Origin of the sequence: Iodobacter sp. BJB302 (genome assembly GCF_002735645.1) — a bacterium.
Classification (GTDB): domain Bacteria; phylum Pseudomonadota; class Gammaproteobacteria; order Burkholderiales; family Chitinibacteraceae; genus Iodobacter.
This window is the reverse complement of sequence record NZ_PDZG01000071.1, coordinates 1-21,966: the sequence shown is the minus strand read 5'-3', so window position 1 is coordinate 21,966 and position 21,966 is coordinate 1. Positions and strand designations below refer to the sequence as shown.

Annotated in this window: 22 protein-coding genes; 7 read left to right on the top strand and 15 right to left on the bottom strand. The window is 48.0% G+C overall.

Going from position 1 to position 21,966, the window contains the following annotated elements:
- Window positions 1-131: 131 nt before the first annotated feature.
- Window positions 132-554, top strand: coding sequence for a DUF3224 domain-containing protein (locus tag CSQ88_RS18325; protein ID WP_099399529.1), 423 nt, complete (start codon window positions 132-134; stop codon window positions 552-554).
- A 218-nt stretch (window positions 555-772) separates the two neighbouring features.
- Here CSQ88_RS18325 and rpoS read toward each other — a convergent pair whose 3' ends face one another.
- The 13 genes from rpoS to CSQ88_RS18260 form a co-directional block, all read right to left on the bottom strand.
- Window positions 773-1,738, bottom strand: a complete 966-nt coding sequence (gene rpoS, locus CSQ88_RS18320; protein WP_099399528.1) for an RNA polymerase sigma factor RpoS — start codon at window positions 1,736-1,738, stop codon at window positions 773-775.
- The gene (locus CSQ88_RS18315; RefSeq protein WP_218963143.1) at window positions 1,735-2,565 is read right to left on the bottom strand and encodes a peptidoglycan DD-metalloendopeptidase family protein; all 831 of its coding nucleotides are present in this window, start codon (window positions 2,563-2,565) and stop codon (window positions 1,735-1,737) included. Before CSQ88_RS18315 ends, rpoS begins: the two co-directional genes overlap by 4 nt.
- Before the next feature lie 260 nt (window positions 2,566-2,825).
- Window positions 2,826-3,455, bottom strand: a complete 630-nt coding sequence (locus CSQ88_RS18310; RefSeq protein WP_218963144.1) for a protein-L-isoaspartate(D-aspartate) O-methyltransferase — start codon at window positions 3,453-3,455, stop codon at window positions 2,826-2,828.
- Window positions 3,456-3,481: 26 nt separating this feature from the next.
- A complete protein-coding gene (surE, locus tag CSQ88_RS18305; RefSeq protein WP_099399526.1) occupies window positions 3,482-4,225 on the bottom strand; it encodes a 5'/3'-nucleotidase SurE in 744 nt (247 codons plus the stop codon).
- Window positions 4,226-4,320: 95 nt separating this feature from the next.
- Complete coding sequence (locus tag CSQ88_RS18300) at window positions 4,321-5,199, bottom strand: DMT family transporter (protein WP_257212667.1); 879 nt, start codon at window positions 5,197-5,199, stop codon at window positions 4,321-4,323.
- Between the two features lie 69 nt (window positions 5,200-5,268).
- Window positions 5,269-6,885, bottom strand: a complete 1,617-nt coding sequence (locus CSQ88_RS18295) for a methyl-accepting chemotaxis protein (RefSeq protein WP_099399525.1) — start codon at window positions 6,883-6,885, stop codon at window positions 5,269-5,271.
- Window positions 6,886-7,288: 403 nt separating this feature from the next.
- Window positions 7,289-8,017, bottom strand: coding sequence for a LytTR family DNA-binding domain-containing protein (locus tag CSQ88_RS18290; RefSeq protein WP_099399524.1), 729 nt, complete (start codon window positions 8,015-8,017; stop codon window positions 7,289-7,291).
- A gap of 14 nt (window positions 8,018-8,031) precedes the next feature.
- On the bottom strand, window positions 8,032-9,072 hold the full coding sequence (locus CSQ88_RS18285) for a sensor histidine kinase (RefSeq protein WP_099399523.1): 1,041 nt from the start codon (window positions 9,070-9,072) through the stop codon (window positions 8,032-8,034).
- A gap of 149 nt (window positions 9,073-9,221) precedes the next feature.
- Window positions 9,222-10,400, bottom strand: a complete 1,179-nt coding sequence (locus CSQ88_RS18280; protein ID WP_099399522.1) for a hypothetical protein — start codon at window positions 10,398-10,400, stop codon at window positions 9,222-9,224.
- 3 nt (window positions 10,401-10,403) lie between these two features.
- Window positions 10,404-11,159 carry an outer membrane lipoprotein-sorting protein gene (locus CSQ88_RS18275; protein WP_205836310.1) on the bottom strand — a complete coding sequence of 252 codons (756 nt, stop codon included), beginning with the start codon at window positions 11,157-11,159 and terminating at the stop codon, window positions 10,404-10,406.
- 14 nt (window positions 11,160-11,173) lie between these two features.
- Complete coding sequence (locus CSQ88_RS18270) at window positions 11,174-11,542, bottom strand: DUF2306 domain-containing protein (RefSeq protein WP_180273721.1); 369 nt, start codon at window positions 11,540-11,542, stop codon at window positions 11,174-11,176.
- A gap of 13 nt (window positions 11,543-11,555) precedes the next feature.
- Window positions 11,556-12,932 carry an ABC transporter permease gene (locus CSQ88_RS18265; RefSeq protein ID WP_099399520.1) on the bottom strand — a complete coding sequence of 459 codons (1,377 nt, stop codon included), beginning with the start codon at window positions 12,930-12,932 and terminating at the stop codon, window positions 11,556-11,558.
- A complete protein-coding gene (locus CSQ88_RS18260; RefSeq protein WP_099399519.1) occupies window positions 12,929-13,648 on the bottom strand; it encodes an ABC transporter ATP-binding protein in 720 nt (239 codons plus the stop codon). Before CSQ88_RS18260 ends, CSQ88_RS18265 begins: the two co-directional genes overlap by 4 nt.
- Window positions 13,649-13,889: 241 nt before the next feature.
- Between CSQ88_RS18260 and CSQ88_RS18255 the strand changes: the two genes are divergently transcribed.
- From CSQ88_RS18255 to CSQ88_RS18240, 4 genes are all read left to right on the top strand, one after another.
- The gene (locus CSQ88_RS18255; protein ID WP_099399518.1) at window positions 13,890-14,627 is read left to right on the top strand and encodes a flagellar brake protein; all 738 of its coding nucleotides are present in this window, start codon (window positions 13,890-13,892) and stop codon (window positions 14,625-14,627) included.
- Between the two features lie 322 nt (window positions 14,628-14,949).
- Entirely contained in the window at window positions 14,950-16,419 is a 1,470-nt protein-coding gene (trpE, locus tag CSQ88_RS18250; protein ID WP_099399517.1) for an anthranilate synthase component I, read from the top strand.
- A gap of 75 nt (window positions 16,420-16,494) precedes the next feature.
- Entirely contained in the window at window positions 16,495-17,205 is a 711-nt protein-coding gene (locus tag CSQ88_RS18245; RefSeq protein ID WP_099399516.1) for a hypothetical protein, read from the top strand.
- Window positions 17,206-17,526: 321 nt separating this feature from the next.
- Entirely contained in the window at window positions 17,527-17,724 is a 198-nt protein-coding gene (locus CSQ88_RS18240) for a hypothetical protein (RefSeq protein ID WP_099399515.1), read from the top strand.
- 345 nt (window positions 17,725-18,069) lie between these two features.
- On the opposite strand, the gene CSQ88_RS23050 is transcribed toward CSQ88_RS18240, so the two are convergent.
- Both CSQ88_RS23050 and CSQ88_RS18225 read right to left on the bottom strand, forming a co-directional pair.
- Window positions 18,070-18,231: a hypothetical protein gene (locus CSQ88_RS23050; protein WP_180273720.1), complete on the bottom strand. Its 162-nt coding sequence runs from the start codon at window positions 18,229-18,231 to the stop codon at window positions 18,070-18,072.
- Between the two features lie 549 nt (window positions 18,232-18,780).
- On the bottom strand, window positions 18,781-19,206 hold the full coding sequence (locus CSQ88_RS18225; RefSeq protein ID WP_143449511.1) for a hypothetical protein: 426 nt from the start codon (window positions 19,204-19,206) through the stop codon (window positions 18,781-18,783).
- Between the two features lie 815 nt (window positions 19,207-20,021).
- Between CSQ88_RS18225 and CSQ88_RS18220 the strand changes: the two genes are divergently transcribed.
- Together CSQ88_RS18220 and CSQ88_RS18215 are read left to right on the top strand one after the other, a co-directional pair.
- Window positions 20,022-20,330: a hypothetical protein gene (locus CSQ88_RS18220; protein WP_099399511.1), complete on the top strand. Its 309-nt coding sequence runs from the start codon at window positions 20,022-20,024 to the stop codon at window positions 20,328-20,330.
- Between the two features lie 283 nt (window positions 20,331-20,613).
- Window positions 20,614-21,003 (top strand): hypothetical protein, encoded by a 390-nt coding sequence (locus CSQ88_RS18215; RefSeq protein WP_099399510.1) that lies wholly within the window; start codon window positions 20,614-20,616, stop codon window positions 21,001-21,003.
- The last annotated feature ends 963 nt before the right edge of the window (window positions 21,004-21,966 follow it).

Genomic DNA, 21,966 nt, shown 5'->3' with positions numbered 1-21,966 from the left:
TCGGAACTGGAGCTGGCAAGATGAAGTGCAATTGAACCCCGACCGGGCTATTGAGCCTAAAACAAGCGAGGAATTACAGGTCGCTTAAATCGTAAAAACATCTCAACTATCTTGACAATTACCGATATCAAATGCTTCCATCTTCACTATGCATTCATTTTGTCGCTAAGGGCTGGTCCGAAATTGCCTTTCATGAGCCTGCAGGTGCAGGCAAGCTCAGCCGTGCCAGCATTGGCAATACACTAACGGGCGATCTGACCGGGGATGGCGTACTCGAATATTTATTGTCTTATCCCCGCAAAGCAGGCGGCGACGTTGCCTTTATGGGATATGAGCGCATTACTGGCAAAATTGCAGAATATGAAGGCAGCTTTGTACTCAGGCACGACGGATTGTTCTCCAGCACTGCGGGGGTCAGTGGCACATTAAGCATTGAACCGGATAGTGGCACTGGCGATTTCTCCGGCTGGTCTGGCCGCGGAAAAATACAAGCGAAGGCGGGTGAGCACGGTGGAATATACGCCTTGCAGCTCTCACAAACACATACAGAATAAATCTTCACCCTGAGCAGCTATGCTGCTCGTTTGCACTCATTCACCCGGCTTCTTTTTCGAAATGAGTAAAGAATTTGTCAGCACATCGCTGGGCATTTCCCCTCTTTTTGAATAAGCTAAGCCCATAAGATAGTGCTCAATATATCCGGAGCAGGGCCTGTAAACGCAAAAAACCAGTGGATCGCACTGGCTTTTTTATATACAGAGCAAAGGCCCGATCAGAGCAAGACATCACTCGTTACGCCATAGCGACGTAAGATACGGCGTAATTGTTCCAGTGCTTCAATTTGAATCTGACGCACGCGCTCGCGGGTTAAATTCAAATTGGCGGCTAAGTCTTCTAGCGTACAGACTTCATAGCCGTTGAGGCCGTAGCGGCGCTCAATCACAATGCGTTGTTTTTCATTAAGCTGCTTCAGCCATTCACGCACATAGCGCTCTACTTCAGCATTTTGCAAAATGGCTTCAGGGCCATCGTGCTGGTCATCCGGGATTGATTCGCCAATGGTCAGCATTGGGTCTATATCAAGCGGCGCATCAAGGGAAGCGACTCTTTCATTCAAGCTCATTACCCGGCGTACATCTTCCACCGATTTACCCACCAAATGGGCAATATCTTCAATCACCGGCTCGTGCCCCAATTGCGCTTCCAAATGGCGCTGAGCACGTAAATACACATTTAATTCTTTAATTACATGCACGGGCAATCGAATAGTGCGCGATTGATTCATAATTGCGCGCTCTACGCTTTGCCGAATCCACCAAGTGGCATAAGTAGAAAAACGAAAACCCCGTTCGGGGTCAAATTTTTCTAATGCGTGCATTAACCCGATATTACCTTCTTCAATTAAATCAAGAAGGGTCATTCCGCGATTAATATAATGCTTGGCGATATTCACGACCAAGCGCAAATTATGCTCAATCATTTTTTGCCGAGCCTGAAAATCACCCTGCACCACTTTACGTGACAGGGCCCGCTCTTCATCAGGGGTCAGTAATTTACTCTGGCCGATTTCATTCAGATAAATCTGCGTCACGTCGCCCGTACTTTCATGAACGTGGGCTTCCGCTTCATCCGCAGCAGGCTCGGCCTCAATCTCCGAACCTTCTTCCTGCTCGGCCTTCTCGAGATCATCTGCCTCCTCGAGTAATTCCTCTTCCAGAATATCAAGCTGATCGTTCATTTTTTTTCCGCTTGGATGTATTTTGCAGGGTCTACCGGCTTCCCAAATCTGCGCATTTCAAAGTGCAGTTTGACCTGATCACTATCGCTATTACCCATCTCAGCAATTTTCTCCCCCTTTCTTACTTCGCCCCCCTCCTTGACAAACAGTTTACTGTTATTTGCATAAGCCGTCAGGAATTCTTGATTATGCTTAAGGATAATCATCTTTCCGTACCCACGTAAGCCTGAGCCTGCGTAAACAACCTTACCATTAGCTGATGCAATTACAGACTGGCCTATTTTTCCTGAGATATCAATACCACGATTTTCTTCAGAGAAAACCTTCACTGTTTTACCTGCTGTCGGCCAAGCCCAATCTCCTGGCTTTTCATCGCTGTTAATAGGGGCAGAAGAGGCATTATTACTTGGTTTTTCGGCCGTTTTCACGGCGGAAGCTGCACGCACCTCTGAGGCTGCTTTGGCCACCGATCCTCCAGAAGCGGTGACAGACGGTAGTTTTGCGCTGTCAGATTGTGATTTAGACACAACAACCGGGCCTTCAGCAAGCGCAGCTACAGCACTGGCAGACTGTGCGCCATAGGGTACTTTTACAACTTTGGGATAGTTTTTAGTTTCCTGCTTCAGTTCAGATTTAGTGTCTGTTTTTTGCACTTCATCTGTTTTTAAAGGGCGAATTTCAACCGCACCATCAGGCGGTGTGAGCCTTAAGGTTTGATCAATCTTAATCCCATTCACATCCCCCAGATTATTCCATGCAGCCAAATCACGATAGGCAAGGCCATGATCCAAAGCGACCCGGTACAGCGTGTCGCCTTTCTTCACCATGTAAGTTGCCGGACGGGGATCTGCGCCCGCAACAGGCGCGGCAGGTGTATTAACGCGAGGCGCTGGAGGAACAACGGCCTGAGCACTGCGATCCACAATCGGTGCAGGAGGTGTTGGCTGGCTGGCGCAAGCGCCAAGCATCAAGGCCAGAGGGGCACACAAGCGTTGCCAATTCACGGATTCATCTCCTTACTCATCAATATAAATAACGCAATCACGCAACAGGCACGAACCAGCCTGCAATTGCATTACAAAATAACTTACACAACACCCGGTAACAGCGGCACAAAATTAACTTTTTCCAGCCGGGTTTCAATAAAGCCCTCAGCTGTACGTTCTATCTGGCGTAATTCCTGATCAGTTTCACCCACAGGAAAAATCAGGCGTCCGCCTACTTGCAGCTGCGGGAGCATATCTTCCGGCAAAATAGGCGCAGCCGCCGTGATAATAATGACATCGTAAGGGGCCGCTTCCGCAAGCCCCTTGCTGCCATCAGCATGGCGTAAGCGTGCATTATGCACACCCAACACGCTCAGACGATCCCGCGTGGCTTTATATAAGCCACCAATCCGCTCGACCGAATAAACCGTTTTAAATAACAGCGCTAATACTGTGGTCTGATAACCACATCCTGTGCCAATTTCCAGCACTTTGTCATGCCGGGCAGCCCCCATAGCCAGCTCGGTCATTCTTGCAACAATATAAGGCTGGGAAATGGTTTGCCCAAAACCAATGGGCAAAGACACATCGTCATAAGCCTTGTGCGCCAGCGCTTCATCCATAAAACCATGGCGGGGCACCTCCGCCATCGCGGCCAGAACGCCCGCATGACTGATACCCTGCGTCTTTAAGCGCTCCACCAGCCTCGCCCGCGTTCTTGCGGACGTCATGCCTGCGCCGCCCAGAGCGGCAATATTTAATCGGATAGCCATTTTGAGACAAGATCAAGTTGAGATTTAGCGGTTAAATCCACCGATAGTGGTGTCACTGATACATAGCCATTTGCTACAGCATGAAAATCAGTCCCTTCTCCGGCATGAGAGACTTCCCCTACCGGCCCTACCCACCAGATGGTTTCACCGCGCGGATTTTTGGATTGAATCACGCCGGAAGATTTATGTCGACGCCCCAAACGCGTCATTAACACCCCTTTTATCTCGGCATAAGGTAAATCCGGTACGTTTACATTCAGTAATACAGGCGTGGCAAAAGGCTGGCGGATAAACCGCCTCACCAAGTCTCTGGCCACCTGCGCTGCACTGTCAAAGTGCCGCGGGTTGCGTGAAGCCAGTGAAACAGCCATCGCCGGAACACCAAACAAATGCCCCTCGGTGGCGGCGGCCACCGTACCCGAATAAATCGTATCATCGCCCATATTGGCACCATGATTAATGCCCGAAACAACCATATCCGGCAAGGAATCCATCAAACCTGTTGCGGCAAGGTGCACGCAATCGGTTGGCGTGCCATTTACATACATAAAACCACTGGGCGCTTTGCGCACACTCAAGGGGCGATCCAGCGTCAGTGAATTACTCGCACCGCTACGATCCCGCTCCGGTGCACAGACCGTCACCTCACCTTCTTCACGTAATGCTTCTGCTAAAGCCAAAATACCCGGAGCAAAATAACCATCATCATTTGACAATAAAAATCGCATCAATTTCTCCTCAAACTCAGCACATCATCACAGACGCCACCGGCCACTATTCATTTACAAGAAAACACAAAAATATGAGCAAAGATGCAAATACATCAGAGCCTAACACTTTTTTTAAAAGCACTTGATAATATGCCACATGCCGCAATCAGAGCCATGGCGATATAACTTGACCAGCTTAGCTGCTCATCCCAAAGCAGAGCGGCAAATACAGTCGCAAAGAGCACGGTTAAATAAGCCAGGCTGGCCACCGTCAATGTTTTACCCCTGCTGTATGCACGGGTCATCCCCAGTTGCGCAATCGTTGCCGAAATACCCAAGCCTGCAACAATCCAAATATTATTAAGATTTAAAAAGGTTAATGGCGCATCCTGCAGGCTCATTAATATGGCAGCCCCTGCTGTTGAAACAAGAGAGAAATAAAAAACAGTGCGCCACTCAGGCTCGCCAGCCTGACCTAATTTATTCACATTAAAATAAGCCACACCCGATAAAAACCCGGAGCCGAGGCCCATTAAACCCGCCAGCCACTGCGAGCTTTCAAAGGTTGGTTTTAATAAAATAACCACCCCCACAAAGCCAATCAGAATAGCCAGAATCTGGCGTGGCTGAAGTTTGTTTTTTAAATAAAAAATTGTAATCAGCGTTAAAAACAGCGGCGAGGTATAACTGAGCGTAACAGCCGTGGGCAATGCCAAATGAACAATCGCATAAAAATACAATAACAAGGCAGTAAAGCCCGCCACACAACGTGACATATGTAATTTAAACATGGGCAAATTAACTTTCAGCGTTTTACCCTGCAATAAGACCACCAGAAAAATGCCTGCCAGCCCTGCTATACAACGATAAAATACCAATTCAGCCACTGAAAATTGCTGGCTGCCTAATTTAACAAAAACCCCCATAATTGCAAAACAAAAACAAGCCAGAATCATCCAAAAAGAACTCGATTGCTTAAGCCGATCTATCATTTTCACTCCTGAATCAAATAGCAATAAGCCCCGTCAGAACGGGGCCTATTTCATGCAATACGGCAGCAGTTAACGCAATCGATAACCCGAAATGGTTTTCTTTACCGTTTCAATCAGTTGCTGCAGCTGGTCAGCCGACGCTGCAGAATGCACCGCAGCATCATTGGTCTGCTCGGACATATGGGCGATTTTTTCTACCTGCTGTGCCATTGCAGTGCTGGCACTGCTTTGCTCAACAAGCGCCTCAGAAATATCTACCACGTAATTCACCACCAAGCCCGAAGCCACACGAATATTAGCAATGGCCGAGCCCGCATCCCGCGCATGCGCCACACCTTCTTCCACCTGTAATACCACCTGCCGCATCCGCGCCACCGCGCGGTCTGATCCTTCCTGAATGGCACTCACGGTATTGGCAATTTCCTGAGTTGAGCGGCTGGTACGCTCGGCAAGCTTACGCACTTCATCGGCGACAACCGCAAAACCACGCCCCAGCTCACCCGCTCTAGCCGCTTCAATTGCAGCATTGAGCGCAAGTAAATTGGTCTGATCGGCGATCTCTTTAATCTCATTCACCACAGTGCGAATCTGATTGCTTCTGGATTGCAAATCACTCATTTCCGCCGAGGCTTCCCGTACCGTACCGGCAATAGCATCAATCTCAGTGACCGTCGCATTAATCACGCGCTCGCCATCGCTAGCCAGGCGCCCGGAATCCTGCGTATGTACTTTTGTATCCCGCGCGCGCTCTGCAACATGATTAATGCTGACCGTGACTTCTTCTACTGTTGCCGCCATATGTGCTGCTGATTCGCTCGATACAGCAGATATTTTTGAAAGCTGCTGAGTATTGGCAGAAACCTGCACGGCAGAGCCTGCCATTTGTGTAATCGACTGCTCAATACTGATAAAGCTGTCTTGTACCGTACTTAAAATATGATTAACTGCTTTAACTAAATGACTAATTTCATCATTTCCGGCTACCGGAATACGTCCGGTGAAATCCAGGTTTTTTTCAATATAAGATAAAGCCGCTAGGCTATCGGCCATTGGCTTTTTAATTGCACGGTAAATCAATATGCCAATAAATAATACAAGTACAATACCCAGACCAGAAATCACCCAAAATAAAGTAATTGATTTTGAATTTGCTGCATCGGCCTCTACAATAAGACGTTTGGCATAATCATCATTAAATTTAACCAGACCATTAACCGGCTGAATGACCGCCATAAATTTGGCAAAACCAGTGGCATTGGCCAGCTCAAAGGCTCCGGTAAAATCCCGGTCATCAGATAATTTAATTGCATCCATATACAGGCGATCGTAATCGTTATATGCAGCCTGCAGCTTTTTATATAAATCGGCGTCTTCCTGCCCTGCAACTAGCTGACTATATGCATTAATATTTTTCACCAGCGTATCGCGATTACCGGATACAAATTTGATAATTTCTGCTTTTTCCTGATCTTTAGACGACAAAATATGCACAAACAAAACAATACGGTTTTGATTTAAATCATTAGCAATCCGATTAGCCAATAAAGCGCTTTGCATTGAATGCTCAGAAATATACTTTAAACGGGAGGCTTGATCATTCAGGCGTGATACGCCCAGCAGCATCACAGACAATAAGGAAAGCAGTGCAACAGCAATTAACGCGGTGAGGCGTTGTGAAATATTCATTATCGAGCCCCTGGCAGCCTATCGAACTTAAGATTGCTTTACCAGACAAAACCCCCAAATCAGGATTTTACCCATAAGTGTGCGGCACACTCCCACACCTTGGTAAAACATGCTTAATATTTTTTTCAGAGCTCAGATTCTATGCCAGAACGCCCCATCAGGGTACATAAGAATTCGCTGTTGCGAAAAAATCATTTTTTATACAAATAAAAACATAATCTGCCATTTTAACAAATCCACATACCCGCTTTAAGCTGCCCCAATCACCTGGCTATAAAGTAAATATAAAGGCAAAAACAATCCGCCAGCCATGAATCATTAAAAAAGTAATGCATATAAAACAAAGCACTAAACCCCGTTCAGCATGCGTACTTTGAATTCCCTCCGTCAAAACAACCGGCGGCTACATCTGCCTGAACTGCCCGGCAAAACTACGGCTCAGCGGCAATGTATGCGATGTATTTTTAATCTCAATACGTTGCCGCCCAAGAATATCCCGCTCGATACGTGCCACGACATGCAAATTCACAATATAAGAGCGGTGCACCTGGACAAAGCTTTTGGGGTTTAATTGCGGCAATAAATCTTTAAGCGAGGTGCGGATTAAATGCCGCTCGTATGTGGTTACAACTTCTGTGTATTTATCGGCCGACTGAAAAAACAAAACCTCATCCACTGCCACTAAGCGCGTGATATCGCCAAGGCCCACAGTAAGCCAAGCCAGTGGCGCCGCCTCTTTATGGATACTGCTGAGTAAAGCATTAAAATCAAATTGTGGTTTACGCTCTCTTTGCAAACGCGTCACACATTGCAATAAGCGATCATCGCTGACCGGCTTTAATAAGTAATCGAGGGCCGCATTATCAAAAGCAGAAATGGCATATTCATCAAAAGCCGTCACAAACACCACGCGGGTATCACGCAAGGTACTGGCCACCTGAAGGCCACTTAAGCCGGGCATGCGAATATCTAAAAAAGCAAAATCAGGTGAAAGGCGATTCAGCTCATTCACCGCTTCCAGCCCGTTTTTAACAACAGCCACAATATTTAAATCCGGCCAAAGTACTTGTAAGCGCTCAGCCAAGCTGCTGGCCAGTAAAGGCTCATCATCGGCAATTAAGGCGGTAGGCATGGGGCTTCCTTTCCTCAGATTTTATTCAAAGGTAGAATTAATTCGGCAATCACACCACAGGGCACATTGGGATAAAGCGCCAGACGCCCTTCCTTGCCATATAGATTTTCTAAACGCTTACGCACATTCGGCAGGCCCACGCCTTCTTCACCCGCCCCTTGCAAACCCAAGCCACTATCATAAACCCTTAAGCGCAGCAGTTTTTCAACAACATCTGCCACAATATGCAGCTCACCCCCGGCAATTGCGGGCTCAATGCCATGCTCTAAAGCGTTTTCTACCAGCGGCTGTAAAAGCAGCGGCGGCAGCAGCGCGGCTTGTAAATCAGCCGGCACATCAATCCGGTATTGCAAGCGATCGCCAAGGCGAATTTTACTGATCGCCAAAAGCGCGGTCACCAAATCAAGCTCTTCCGCCAAAGTAACCTGCTTTTTACGCGTGCGGCTTAAGCTGGCACGCAAATAATCATTTAAATGATCCAGCATTGTTTGCGCAAGCGGTGCATCGCGGCTGATCAGGCTGCGCATATTGGCCAGCGTATTAAATAAGAAATGCGGCTCTATTTGCGCCTGCAGCATGGCCAGCTGGGCGGCAATTTCTGATTGCTGTACTTCGGCCAGGCGTTGTTGCTCAATCGCCAGCTGCGCACGGTAAGTTTGTGAGCGATAAAGGACAAAAAAGAACCCTGTGGCCGCGACTGCCACCAAAAAAGCCAGCGCAATCCAGCGCCATTGATATTGCGGGTTAAGCCAGAAATAGCTGATAACATCCGGCGCGCCCAAAAAATAAGCCAGCTTAAAACCAAAGAAGAGCCCCAGTGGCAGCACCACAATTAAACGCCATAAACGTTGCCCCCCCATCCCGCTGCCCGAACAAAAAGCGAGCGTATTTAGCACAGAAATGCTAAAGCCAATTGAATGCGAAATGAGTAAATTATCCCAAAAATATTCAGGCTTACTCGATAAAGTGCATAAAACAGCGATAAGGGTATTAACCAGCAATAAAATAGGGAAATCGCGCCGCCATCGGGCCAGAAACTCAGAAGTATTAATCATATGGCTCTTATTTAAACTGATTAAAAATAGTGTATGGCAAGCAGAGTTAAATCATTGCGCTTAAGGCAAAAACACAAACAGTCATTTTAACGGCAACACTCAGGCAGATTTTTCTTAAGTAACCACTGTGCTGTGCATTCAAAAACAAATCAAAAGAAATATTTTAATAACAGGGTGCTTGAGCGTTTTTCTGGCAAAGCGCCATATTGAGAAAGGGCATCCCCGCGATTCAGCTGAAATTCCCATGCAATATCGACTGTTTTAAAGTGGTAACGCGCTTCAGCCCATGCCATATCACTACGATCGATTAAATCATGCCGCCACAGCGCAGTCAGCTCCAGCTGAGGAATTAAATCAGGCCAGCGCGCACTGACCATTGTGGCTTGCCGGGTCAGCAAAGCCTGGCGCGACTGCGCCTCTGTGCGATACCGCCAGTAATCCTGCACGGGCCCTTTTTGCAACGCTTCCCAGTCTGTGGCATTTTTTGCCCCGCCATCGTACTGATATTCAAAGCTTAACGAAAGCTTGGATTCAGAAGTCCATGTCAGCCCGCTGGCAAGCCGGTAGACCCTGCCCCCCTCGCTAGCGGTACTGGCTTCGGCATGCAGCACGGTTGCGTCATTCAGCAGGCCGGTTAAATTAAGCCCCAGTTGCACTTCTGCATCCGTATCGCCAAACAATATAAATTGCGATGTAATCTCACCATTGCGGCTTAGTGCCAGCAAATAGCGATGACGCGGATTACTCGCCCCCCAATCCGGGCTAAACGCATCACTATCCGGGTAATTCGCCAGTTTGGGTGAATACAAAGCCGTCAGCGCACCACCAGACCAGAGCTTTTGCCCGCGCAGCATCACGCTGCCCTGACGATTTTCACGTAAGCTGGCAGGTGCCACCGAAACCACCGATCTGACCGCCCCTTCTTTAAAAAAATCACTCGGGTTGTAACCCAGCCCCACTCCATAGCGGGTATTAATCCGGCCAAAATCAAACACCATATCGGCAGCGGGCTGCCAGCTTAAGTAGGCTTCTTTTAAGGTATTCACTTTACTTTCCGGCTCTTGCCAGCCGGGGCCAAAACCATCCAGCCTGTCTGCCAGCACCACACGCCAATCTGCCGTGAGCGCAGTATCCAGACGAAAATCTAGTGAGCGGCGCTGGGTATTTTCGCTGCCCTTATCTGAATACGCTTTACCCCATGCCCCCTCGACAGATAAATACCAATCACTGTTTACCACCGTTTCTGCCGAGGTTTGATCCGCCAGCAAGAGCGCATCCTGATCGCTGGCGATTGCTGCTGAGCACAGCAAAGCGATAAGCCATTTCATCGTTTACTCCGGCTTAAAGCGGGGCAGATAATCCCTCTGCAGCCAGCTTTCCGGCACATCACGCCATGCGTAATCGCTATTTTTAATCACCGTAACCCATGTTGGATCAAGGCCATCGATAATCACCGTTTCACTTGGTCGCTCAGCCCCAAGCAGGGTTTGATAATGGCGGAAGTACGCTGTTTTTAACAAACGGCCGCTTTCGGTATAAAACAAGGATTTAACCGGCTGTTTGCTGCTGCTGTCGATCCAAAGCTCAATGCCGTGGTAGGTTACATCCGGCGAAACAGCCTTCAGAGTCAGCTTGTAACACACACGCTTTTTACGCTCGCCATCCTGGATTTCTTCTTCACCTGAAAATGCCGCGCGATAATCCAGCGCCAGATTCACCGTTAACACATCCCCATTAGCGGCCTGTCCCAGCAAACGCTGCTGAGGTGAGATCCGCACGCTGGCCTTACTGGCCGGATCATAAAACCATAAATCATTGCCATCTTTAAGCAGCAATTTACCCGCATCGCGAATGGGCGCCACAAAGCGGATCAAATTACGAAAACGCCCGTTATCAGGCCGGGAATAAATCGCCAGCGTATTTCTGTCGCTCTCTTTGCCTTTACGGTATTCGATCAGCGTTGAATTTAGCCCAAACGATTTATCCGGATTACGAATGGCATCGCTGGCCGCCAACAAAGCCTGTGCATCCACCGCAGCAAAACTGGCGCTGCTGAGTAAAAGACTCATTACAAACAGTAGTTTCATTACAATCTCCCCGTTCAGGCAAAGAAAAACGTGTGTAGCAAGCGCCCTGGCAACAGCGTTGCTGCGCCAGCCCCCAGCAAACCCAGATAACTCCCAAGGACAAAGCGCCGGTGCAGCTTAATTTGCCCGGCTCTGGCCGCACGAACCGCCACCACGATGCAAACCAGCACCCATACCGACAATAAATGCACAGGGCTGAAACGATGGTCTTCCCACAGGCCCGACAGCCAAAAGGAGGAGATCGCCGTACCCGCCATGAAGGCCATCCAGGCCCTGCCCATGAGCCGGTGCCGGGCCGATCCCTTAGCCAGGCACAATACCGCCCCGCCCATTAATAAGGCGCTCATCGCAAAAACCAGATGCACATATAAGATTGAGACCATTTTGCACTCCTGCTCAGGTATGCCGTAAGGCATCCACAATATTGAGCCGCGCAGCCCGCCTTGCCGGCCACCATGCCGACAATAAGGCCACGCCCACCAGCCCCAGAGCCGTGGTCAGCAGCATCTGGCTCTCGCCCCACACCCGCACAGTCAGCGGGATGGGATCAACATTCCCCGGCGGAGTCCAGGTCAGGCCGCTGTGATTCACCATCCACGCCAGAGCCAATGCCGTAAGCAACCCTGCCACCGCACCCAATAAACCCAGCAACACGCCTTCACAGACAAATAAGCGGCGGATACCCGACTGGCGCAAGCCTATAGCGCGCAGGGTGCCGATTTCTACAGTTCGCTCTACCACGGCCATGCTCATGGTGTTGCTCACGGTAAACAGCACAATCGAGCCAATCAGTAAGGAAATAAACCCAAAGATGGCAGTAAACATGCCGGTGATTTGGCCGTATTGCGGATTAATCGTGGTGTAATCCAGCACTTCAAGCGGGTGATTTTTAAGCGGACCGGCCAGCAATTCCGCCAGCCGTGCTCTGGCCACGGCCATCTGGCTGCTGTGCTTCAGCTGCAGCACAATCGCCGTGACCTGCGGCGTACCCGCACCATAAATCAGCTTTTGCGCCTGAGATAAATGCAGGCCCACAAACATATCATCCAGCTCTTTCACCCCAATGGTTTCAGCCTTCACCACCGTCAGGGCAGCCACATTGGGCGCACCATGCGAATTAGCCGCCAGCATTTCAATGCGCCCTGTGTTTGCCGTGCCCGCCGTGCCTTCGGACAAGGCCAGTACATCGGCAGGCGCATCCGCGCCACTGGCGGCTTCCACACTGGGTTGCGGGCAGTTCTTCACTTGCAAAACGCCGCACAAAGCCAAGACCCGCGCCACGCCCGAGCCAATTACCACAGCATCTTCTGCAGTGCCTGTCAGCGCTGATTTTTTGGGTTTGATCGGAAAATCATAATCATTCCACTGCCCCAGTTTATTTTGGTCTTCCACCACCGCACCGCGCCCAAGCACCGTGCGGGATACGCCCGCCGAAAAATTCCCTGCAATACCGCCAAGGCTCAGCGTGGGGGTAATAACATTCAGCATGGGGGCCAGCACAGGGTCTTTTTGCAAGACCTCCAGCAGCCGGGGATAATCAGCGATGCCGTAAGCGGCCGGATTCCCATTGCCGTATAAAAAATAATCTTTATGCTGAATTTGCAAATGGCCGCTACTTTGCACAAAGCCGGTTTGCAGCCCTAAATTCAGATCCTGGCTGTAGCCGCCAAATAATAAGATGGTCACCGCCCCCACCAGCATAGCCAGTAAGGTAGCCAGAGAGCGGCGATAGTTGCGCAAAAGATTACGCATGGCTAAAGAGAAAATATTCATACCAGCACCTCCTGTTTTCTGGCGGCCGACCGATCAAATTGCTCTACAGAGACCACCCGCCCGTCACGAATCATGATGGCATCATCGGCCTCGGCCAGTACCTGCGGATCATGGGAAGAGAACACAAAGCTCACCTGATGCTCCAGCTGCATACGGCGCATCAATTGCAAAATGGCCTTGCCGGTCTGGCTATCCAGATTGGCCGTTGGCTCATCGGCCAGCACCAATTGCGGCGCGGGGGCCAGTGCGCGGGCAATCGCCACCCGCTGTCTTTGCCCGCCGGATAATTGCCCCGGGCGATGCTGAGCTTTATCGGCCAGCCCCACCGCATCCAGCAAATCCATCACGCGGGCTTTACGTTTTGTGGCAGGCATATTCAGCATGCGCAGTGGATATTCAATATTTTCAAAGGCTGACAATACGGGCAGCAAATTAAAATTCTGAAAAATAAACCCTAAATGCCGCGCTCTGAAATCGGCCAGCGCATCATCAGGCAGCTGCGCAATATATTGCCCCGCCACAATCACCTCGCCCTCGTCGGCGCGGTCTATGCAGCCGATTAAATTAAGCAAAGTGCTTTTACCGCTGCCCGACTGGCCGGCAATAACCGTAAAGCGGTTGGGATAAATAACCAGATTGACTTCTTGCAAGGCGGGCACAACGACCGAGCCCATACGATAGTGCTTGCTAACCTGTTTTAAGATCACGGGATACATTGAGCAGTCCTCATCAGAAGAATGCATCCAATATATGCGGCCTTAACACAAGGTTCAGGAGGATGAGATAAAGCGCAACTCAGGCAGATAAGACGTATAAAAGCGCGACGAAATGCAGCGCAGGATGCAAAAAATACCATCCGCCCAAAACAATCACGCCACGACAGGCCAGCAATAGATTTATCGCCTAAATTATTAAAGGGGGCGTAAGCCTGCGCCCCCAAACAAGTGCGAAGGGCGTATGAATTTTAAAAGCACACTCAAATCGCTAATGAATGAAGTCGACGAGCTGGAATCATTCAGAAAGGCAGACCGGCGTGAAATCTTATCGATTTTCTCCATGCTCCAAAAACACGGAGATGCCATTAACTTATTTCTGAACAACGGCGACGAATTGATTCTCAGCCACCTTTTAGAAATAAACCAGGCCGACAATACCTGCTGCCTGTTCAACCCTCAGGCGGATATTCCTGTTTGCGAAGCCATCTGTATTGCAACACCTGGCGGTGGCTCTTTAATTAAATTCAACTGCAATCTGAACCCATGGCGCTATCAGGGGCATGCGGCATTTCGCATAGCCCTACCCGATTCCATTATTAAGCTACAACGGCGGGAACACTTTCGCACCAAAATCCCTGAGAATCAGCCCTTTTATTGCCAGTTTCAAACAACGGGCAGCAAAGCCTTACGCTTTGTGATCTGTGATTTATCCATAGGCGGGCTCTCCTGCTGGGTTCCGGCAGATTTTGCACAAGAGCTACAAATAGCTCAGCAACATAAAATCATCATAGAACTTGGCCATACTGGCTCCGCCAGCACCCTAATTGAGGTTTGCAGCCTGCGCCAATTTGAAGAGATATCAGCCCACCACGATGTTTTGCTGCTGGGCATGCACTTTATTGCCCTGGATCACCCGCTCGAAGCCAAATTACAAAAACTGCTTTCCCAGCTCGAAATGGCGCAACGCACGGTGCGCTAAGCTAAAGCACTGCAGCCACGGAGAAAACGGATGTCAAAGCACCTTTCAGACAGCACTCGTAAAGATATATCCCCCTGTAAAGCGAAGAAAACAGCAAAGCGCCCCATTTGGCTCTTCAAGAAGGTTGACCATCCTGACTAAGATCGGCAAAAATCGGGGTAGATCCCTCACCTCACGGAGCAATATGGGCTTTTACTCCAACCCACAGCGATGGCGTCGCTCTTAATTTGCACAGGCAGCCTGTTCAGCTTTTGGCAACTGCCCGCCTTTTTGCTTACAAATTTCTGCGTCATGTCACCGAAACCCAGTTTGGAGTCTATCCATGTTGTCGATCACCGAATTTAATGCTCTTAAAGAGCAAGGCTATAACCGCATTCCGCTGGCATTAGAGCTGTTTGCCGATTTAGATACGCCTTTGTCTGTGTATCTGAAACTGGCAAATCAGCCTTACACCTATCTTTTAGAATCTGTTGTAGGTGGCGAGCGGTTTGGCCGCTATTCCTTTATTGGCTTGCCCGCCCGCACACGCTTAAAAGTGCGTGGCAATCTGACCGAAGTCATCTGTAATAACGAGGTGATTGAAACCCATCAGGGCAATCCGCTGGATTTTATTGAAAGCTTTCAACAGCGCTACCGTGCCCCGGCCAATAAAATGCTGCCGCGCTTTTTGGGCGGCTTAGTCGGCTATTTTGGCTATGAAACCATCGCTTATATCGAGAAAAAACTCGCAAGCACCCAAAAGCCAGATGAAATTGGCGCGCCCGATATCCAGCTCTTGCTGTCTGAAGAATTGGTGGTGGTTGATAATCTGTCCGGCAAATTATTTTTAGTGGTTTACGCCAATACCGAACAAAATAACGCTTACCAGACCGCTGCCGACCGCATCCATACGCTGCGTATGGCCTTACGCGAGCCCGCCAAAATCCCACTGCAAGGCCGGGCACCCAGCGTTAGCCAGATGACATCAGGCTTTGGCGAGGAAGCGTTTAAAGCTGCAGTACTTAAAGCCAAAGATTACATTATTGATGGCGACATCATGCAGGTGGTGCTTTCGCAGCGTATGAGCCTGCCTTTTGAAGAATCACCGATCTCACTCTACCGCGCACTGCGCTCCTTAAACCCGTCGCCGTATATGTTTTTCTACCATTTTGGTGACTTTCATATTGTGGGTGCATCACCAGAGATTCTGGTGCGCCTTGAAGACGATACCGTCACCGTGCGCCCGATTGCCGGCACACGGCCACGCGGCAAAACCCGCCTGGAAGACGAAGCACTCGCAGCCGAGCTTTTGGCCGATCCTAAGGAAATTGCCGAGCATATTATGCTGATGGACTTGGGGCGCAACGATGCAGGCCGTGTGGCGCAAACCGGCAGCGTAGCGGTAACCGATAAAATGGTGATCGAGCGTTATTCACACGTCATGCATATTGTGTCCAGCGTGGAGGCCAAACTTAAACCCGGCATGAGCAATATTGATGTTCTCAAAGCCACCTTCCCCGCCGGCACCGTTTCCGGCGCGCCCAAGGTGCGGGCGATGGAAATCATTGCCGAGCTGGAGCCGGTAAAGCGTGGCATTTACTCCGGCGCCGTTGGCTACCTGGGCTTTAATGGCGATATGGATGTCGCCATCGCCCTGCGTACTGCGGTTGTGAAAGACAAAGTACTGTATATGCAAGCCGGAGCCGGTATCGTGGCTGACTCGGTACCAGAGAGTGAATGGCAGGAAACCTTAAACAAAGCGCGCGCAGTCTTACGTGCGGCGGAGTTAGTACAGGATGGTTTGGACGCCTGATCAAGCGCCCCGGAGCCTGGACACAAGCCCGGGGCATTATGGCGCATCCATACCTCATCAAAACAAGCGAGCAATATGTACTTCCTTCTTTTTTCCCTGAGCATTGCCCTGCTATTAATGTGGCACCGCCTCAGAAAAGCAGCCCGTGCGGATTATATTCGCAGCTATATGTTCCCGCCCGGCCTGCTTGATAAGCTGCACAAAGTAAGACCCGAGCTTAAGCTCAAAGACCGGCAGCTGGTGGCGCATGCCCTCAGGCAGTTTTTTCAGGTTTATCATCAAAGCGGCTATCGCCACATCGCCATGCCTTCGCAAGTGGTGGACGACCTTTGGCATGAATTTATTCTTTACACCAAAAACTATCAGGCCTTTTGCAAGAAAGCCTTTGGCCGCTATTTGCATCACACACCCGCCAGCGCGCTCAGCCCTGAGCTGCGAAATAACGATGGCTTACGCACCTGCTGGCGCTATGCCTGCCTTGAAGAAAACATCAACCCCAAACACCCTACCCGCCTGCCTTTGCTCTTTGCCTTAGATGCTAAATGGAACTTAGCCAATGGCTTTTATTACACCCCCGACTGCAGCCAGCTTGCAGCAAGCAGCAGCGGCACAGTGCATTGCGGCGCAGGATTTTATTCATCTGATCTCAGTAGTGAATTCACCAGCAGCAGCGATTTTGGCAGCGGCTCAGATTCTTCGGGCGGATCAGACAGCAGCGGGGATAGTGGCGGATGCAACGGGGGCTGTAGCGGCGGATGTGGGGGCGGCGGGGGCGGTGGTGATTAAACGCAATCACTCCCCATATAAAACTGGCCGCTATCAAAGAAAGCATGAACACAGCAACCCAGATTGTAATTACACAATCAGCCTGCAAGCTTGTTTTCACACCAAAACTTAAAAGCTTTTAAAACACAAACCCAATAAAATCGAAAGCCAGTGACAATATTACCGTTTTTCCTTCTGGAAAAAACACCTTGTGTAGTTTATGAATAAGGACGCTCATTGCTCACAAGAGCATGTAATGCCACTGAAATATCAGGCATGCTGACATGGGCTAAATTGCAGCTTTAATCTACATTCAGCCGTTTCATCCAAGGAGCTCCATTTATGAAAAAGCTTATTATCGCAGTTGCAGCATCTTGTATTGCTTTAACTTCTGTCGCCTCATTTGCTGAAGGGCTGATGAACAAAGACGGCATGACCTTACAAAAGAAAGAAGCGAAAAAACATAAAGCACGGAAAGACGCTAAGAAACACGAAGCAGAAATGAAAAAAGATGCACCTAAAGAAGAAATGGCAAAATAATAGCCGCTGTTTTTTTAATCAAAGGCAAGCACAGTGTGTTTGCCTTTTTTAATTCTGCAGTTCGCTATTGAATGGCATATATCAGCCCGCCCCCAATCATCAAGTACAACTCAACCGGCAAATAAAAAGAGTCTGACTCCTTTGAACAGCCATTAAAACATCGTCTTTTTAACTGCCTTGCTATCTGTTATGCCAAATTCTGGTGTATGCACTCTCAAACCCCAACTCATTTTCGATACCGAGATTGCCCATTTTCTTAAGAAAATCACACGTTACTAAGATTGGCCTCGATATATAACCACTGGGCGGGCTGCCTGCAAAAGCACGATTTAACTCATCAGCTAATTAATAGCCCTGCATGGTTAGCGGCTCGGCAATCGTTGCTGTTTGCTGAGAGCGACATGAAGCGATCCGGCTTAGTGCCAGGACAATGCCATCCGCTTGCCGGGCAATACTCTGCACTAATAGCTTTTGCAGTTTGTCATTTTTGCCCTCGCCATTCTGCAAGATAAGCCTCCAGCCTAATTTTTGGCAGGCTTTTTCCAAACCGCGATACACATTGGCTACTCCGCCATTTTTAAGGTCTGAAGCAATAAAAACGACCGTCTTTCCTGTTTGAGCAGGCGGCCCGGTAATCGGCCCGCCCCATGGCTCAGCAGCAACGGCAAAAAAAAAACATCCATAAATTTAAAATTATTCCAATAAAAAAATTGAACAGGCAGAGTTTTTTTTGCATGCAATCCACCTTTATTCAATATTTATCGATGAAAGCAAGGCTTATTCAAAAAAGCCATGCATGCCTTGTCAACAAACATAAAAATCAGCCAATTTTGACCGAATTAAGCCCTGCATTGTTATGCATTCTAGTCAATGATCAGCTGAATAAACGCATTGTGCAGCTGCATAAAGTCCGATGACACTTATCTTTTGACCCATTTTGTTTTTGGATAAATAAAGAAGCCGCCATTAAACAGAACTAAAGCTCAATATCTAGTGTAAATACCCATATATATTCTTTCCTGCAAAACAACTCGCCAGGCTATTAAACAGCAAAAATCAATAACACCGCAGCGTTTCCGATTGCCCCTCCCGAACATAAGCTCGTCTTACCTTGCCACGGCAGGCATATTCAACCGTTGCCATTTTCTGATAACCATCAGAAGGATCGCCGCACCACTGATTGCCTGATTTAAAGCGATAAGATGATTTATCGTTGGCAGAGCGGGCCAGCCGCTGGGTAAAATCACACCGCCCTCTTGCTGAGCCATAAGTCGCATTCAAAATCTGAATTTTTCGCCTGTCACTATTCTGACTTCCCTGATTGCCATTCATCATCCGCACCGCCTCGCGAAAGCCATCACGAAAGCCTTCCTGATATTGCTGATTTTTTCCCCGCAGCATTTCCTCAGGCAGATTAGCCTCACTGGCCATGACGCCTGCTGACGCCAGCATAAGCATGCAAAAGACTTTAAGTTTTATCACGCCGCATTCCTTTCTTCATAAATAGAAAAAGCTTCTGTTATTTAAAGATCAGAGACAAGATACATAATTACAGCAGTGAAATTACACGCACTGATTCCACCCGTGCCCGGAAAAACAGAATATTAAACAGATGTTTTTCATTAAGTAAAAATGCATCAAATACCAATAAAATCAAAGACAAAGCTCATTCTTAACGTGGCACAGGCCAGGTAAAATCAATTATTAGTTTATAAGCCGGATAACTTGCTGCTGTGCAGGGAAATTTACAAGGTGGCTTTGCTCATCTCTGCGCTGGTTATGATTTAGAAATAGCAAGTGGCGGATACCTGACAGCCAGTACCAAACAGCATTCTAAGATAAAAGATCAGACCTGCCTGCTAATGCTTAGCAACTGACAGGCGAATTAATTCGGCCAACAATCAAAAAGGGCCAGCGTAAGCAGCCCCCTTGCACCCCATGCGTGAGGGGTTTAAATACCAACAAAAATCAATTACTTAGGATTAAGCCACATTAAAAAGCATCACCACAAATCGCAACAGATAATCACCCTGCCCCGCAAAAATCCTTCAGTAGAAGTAACTAAACGAAATAGCTGAAATATAACCTTTATGACAGATGAACAAGCAAAGCCCTTATTTTGTACTACGCTTAGTCTGTCATGAAACTTGCCTAGTAGTTGCATAGTGCAAACATCCGCCTTATCGGGTGTAGCATCTGGATATAAGACACTTCAGGCTGCGCCCAGTAAGGCATCCCACCGGACCTGCGCGAAAAGCCGCGCAGGCTCCTCAAACTCTCTTTAAGAGCAAAACCCTATGCAAAACGTATTCACTAAGAAGTTTCGCCACCTAATTGATGGCAAGGAACACTTATTCCTTGCCTTCAATTCTTTCGATGTATTTTATGGCGTTGCAGTTAGAGAAATTATCGACGACACACAATGCGGAAATGGCGTCTTCTTTAAATTTCCTATGTGTTGTATCGTAAAGCTCAACAACCAGTCTTGGGAGTCTTTGCTAGAGCAAGCAATTGAGCAGTCAAAGAATCATTGGCTTGAAAAACTCGCTACTCAACCCCGGGAGGCAGAGCCTCAACTATTTCACGATACTTTTTTATGTCACTGAAGCTGCATTTGTCTTCCATATATTTTAAGCCACCTGAATCAAAGATAACTAAGATAACTAAGATAACTGAAGATAGCTGGGGTCAGAGTAAAGTTAAATCCGATTTCTTTGGCTCTAAGAGCATTAAGCATAGTAGGATTTAATTTTGTTCTGATCCCAGTTATTTTTATTTTCATTTGAATGGTGAGCATGAGGCCTAACAAACGGTGCAAATCGTTTGCTTCGCTCTCTGTGACGTGCCCCCGCCCCTTAACCTAAACGTTATGTTTACTCGAGGAAACTCATGGACATTATCCTTCTATGCGGCGATCTGAACACTGGCAAGACCACAACCATGAACTTGGTATACAGCGACCTTATTACAAAAGGAGCGACAGTTGTTGTGCCAAAAGTTACAGTCGGAGGAAATCCATTAGATTTTGAATGCGTGCTTATATACAAAGGAAAATTAGTCGCAATTTTTTCTATGGGTGATTATTTACATGAATGCTGGTCAGCGGCTATTAAATACGCATACTGCGACAAGTTAATTTTGGCATACAGTAATAAGTTCGAACGAAATTTGGCCACGGTTGTAGGAAATTGCCAAAATCATGTGGTAGTTACCAAGTTAAGCGGGAATGCCGCCATGAACAACCCAAATGATGCCGCCATTATAGTGGCTCATATTTGATGGCTTGGAATAACTATAGGGTAATAGGGTAATAACTGGGGTCAGAGTAAAGTTAAATCTGCTTTCTTTGGCACTAAGACCATTAAGCATAGTAGGATTTAATTTTATTCTGACCCCATGACCCCAGTTATCCAGCGTAGGCAAGCTGCTTAATTTTAACGTTAGTTATTTAGAATTTCACAATAGGTTTGCTCTGACCCCTGTTACTGAATTTTAACGTTATGCACAACAAAAGGACTCATAATGGAATCCAATCAGCAAATTACAACATTCATCAACATCAAAGATGGGGAAAAAGTCGGAAATCAAGATTTTATTTTAAGTTCATTATTTTAAGGCATGCACATCACAATAAAATCTGGTAGCAAATCATATTACTTTACCGTTAAATCGTGGGAATATGTTTTTTCTTCATTCGAGGATGATGTTTCGGGGCTAATTGTTATGGTTGAGGTAGCCCCCTCATAAAATAATCATAACCAGAAGTAGAATTACGCCCCCCTGATAATATGTATTGCTTCCCTTGCAACAACAGGCAAGCAATACGCAAATTATGCAAGCTTTTATAGGGGCTTTCTTTACCGTTCAGGCCCATATTTGGCACGGCTTGAGCCTTCATCATGCGAGTGCATAAAAAATAGTGTGTTAAGTGGGCAGGCGTGGCGGGGTCACGAGGGCGCGCGCTGGGGTGTTGTCCCAAAACATCAGCCATCCCAATCAAATTATAGCCACCCAGCATAAAAAGCTAGAATGAGTAAGAAAATAAAAAATTCATCTGCACATGCAACAGGGAGCACACAATGAAATTAGATGGCCTATCTGCCTTATATAAAAGCACCTGATTATGTCTCTTGCTCAATTAAGGCTTGAAATACCCCTCTTGGACAAGGTTTAGCCTGCATCACGGCTTTGAGTAATCGAGGAATCAGAGCGCACAGGTCTGCTCGACGATTGAAACGGTAT

What these genes read in the sequence shown, in the direction of transcription:
- CSQ88_RS18295 (WP_099399525.1), bottom strand. Translation starts at nt 6,885, where the DNA reads ATGAATATTTCACAACGCCTCACCGCGTTAATTGCTGTTGCACTGCTT.
- CSQ88_RS18270 (WP_180273721.1), bottom strand. Translation starts at nt 11,542, where the DNA reads ATGGTCTCAATCTTATATGTGCATCTGGTTTTTGCGATGAGCGCCTTA.
- trpE (WP_099399517.1), top strand. Translation starts at nt 14,950, where the DNA reads ATGTTGTCGATCACCGAATTTAATGCTCTTAAAGAGCAAGGCTATAAC.
- CSQ88_RS18290 (WP_099399524.1), bottom strand. Translation starts at nt 8,017, where the DNA reads ATGCCTACCGCCTTAATTGCCGATGATGAGCCTTTACTGGCCAGCAGC.
- CSQ88_RS18260 (WP_099399519.1), bottom strand. Translation starts at nt 13,648, where the DNA reads ATGTATCCCGTGATCTTAAAACAGGTTAGCAAGCACTATCGTATGGGC.
- CSQ88_RS18325 (WP_099399529.1), top strand. Translation starts at nt 132, where the DNA reads ATGCTTCCATCTTCACTATGCATTCATTTTGTCGCTAAGGGCTGGTCC.
- CSQ88_RS18215 (WP_099399510.1), top strand. Translation starts at nt 20,614, where the DNA reads ATGGACATTATCCTTCTATGCGGCGATCTGAACACTGGCAAGACCACA.
- CSQ88_RS18245 (WP_099399516.1), top strand. Translation starts at nt 16,495, where the DNA reads ATGTACTTCCTTCTTTTTTCCCTGAGCATTGCCCTGCTATTAATGTGG.
- CSQ88_RS18315 (WP_218963143.1), bottom strand. Translation starts at nt 2,565, where the DNA reads ATGGTGAAGAAAGGCGACACGCTGTACCGGGTCGCTTTGGATCATGGC.
- rpoS (WP_099399528.1), bottom strand. Translation starts at nt 1,738, where the DNA reads ATGAACGATCAGCTTGATATTCTGGAAGAGGAATTACTCGAGGAGGCA.
- CSQ88_RS18280 (WP_099399522.1), bottom strand. Translation starts at nt 10,400, where the DNA reads ATGAAATGGCTTATCGCTTTGCTGTGCTCAGCAGCAATCGCCAGCGAT.
- CSQ88_RS18275 (WP_205836310.1), bottom strand. Translation starts at nt 11,159, where the DNA reads ATGAAACTACTGTTTGTAATGAGTCTTTTACTCAGCAGCGCCAGTTTT.
- CSQ88_RS18310 (WP_218963144.1), bottom strand. Translation starts at nt 3,455, where the DNA reads ATGACGTCCGCAAGAACGCGGGCGAGGCTGGTGGAGCGCTTAAAGACG.
- CSQ88_RS18285 (WP_099399523.1), bottom strand. Translation starts at nt 9,072, where the DNA reads ATGATTAATACTTCTGAGTTTCTGGCCCGATGGCGGCGCGATTTCCCT.
- CSQ88_RS18265 (WP_099399520.1), bottom strand. Translation starts at nt 12,932, where the DNA reads ATGAATATTTTCTCTTTAGCCATGCGTAATCTTTTGCGCAACTATCGC.
- surE (WP_099399526.1), bottom strand. Translation starts at nt 4,225, where the DNA reads ATGCGATTTTTATTGTCAAATGATGATGGTTATTTTGCTCCGGGTATT.
- CSQ88_RS18255 (WP_099399518.1), top strand. Translation starts at nt 13,890, where the DNA reads ATGAATTTTAAAAGCACACTCAAATCGCTAATGAATGAAGTCGACGAG.
- CSQ88_RS18300 (WP_257212667.1), bottom strand. Translation starts at nt 5,199, where the DNA reads ATGATAGATCGGCTTAAGCAATCGAGTTCTTTTTGGATGATTCTGGCT.
- CSQ88_RS18220 (WP_099399511.1), top strand. Translation starts at nt 20,022, where the DNA reads ATGCAAAACGTATTCACTAAGAAGTTTCGCCACCTAATTGATGGCAAG.
- CSQ88_RS18240 (WP_099399515.1), top strand. Translation starts at nt 17,527, where the DNA reads ATGAAAAAGCTTATTATCGCAGTTGCAGCATCTTGTATTGCTTTAACT.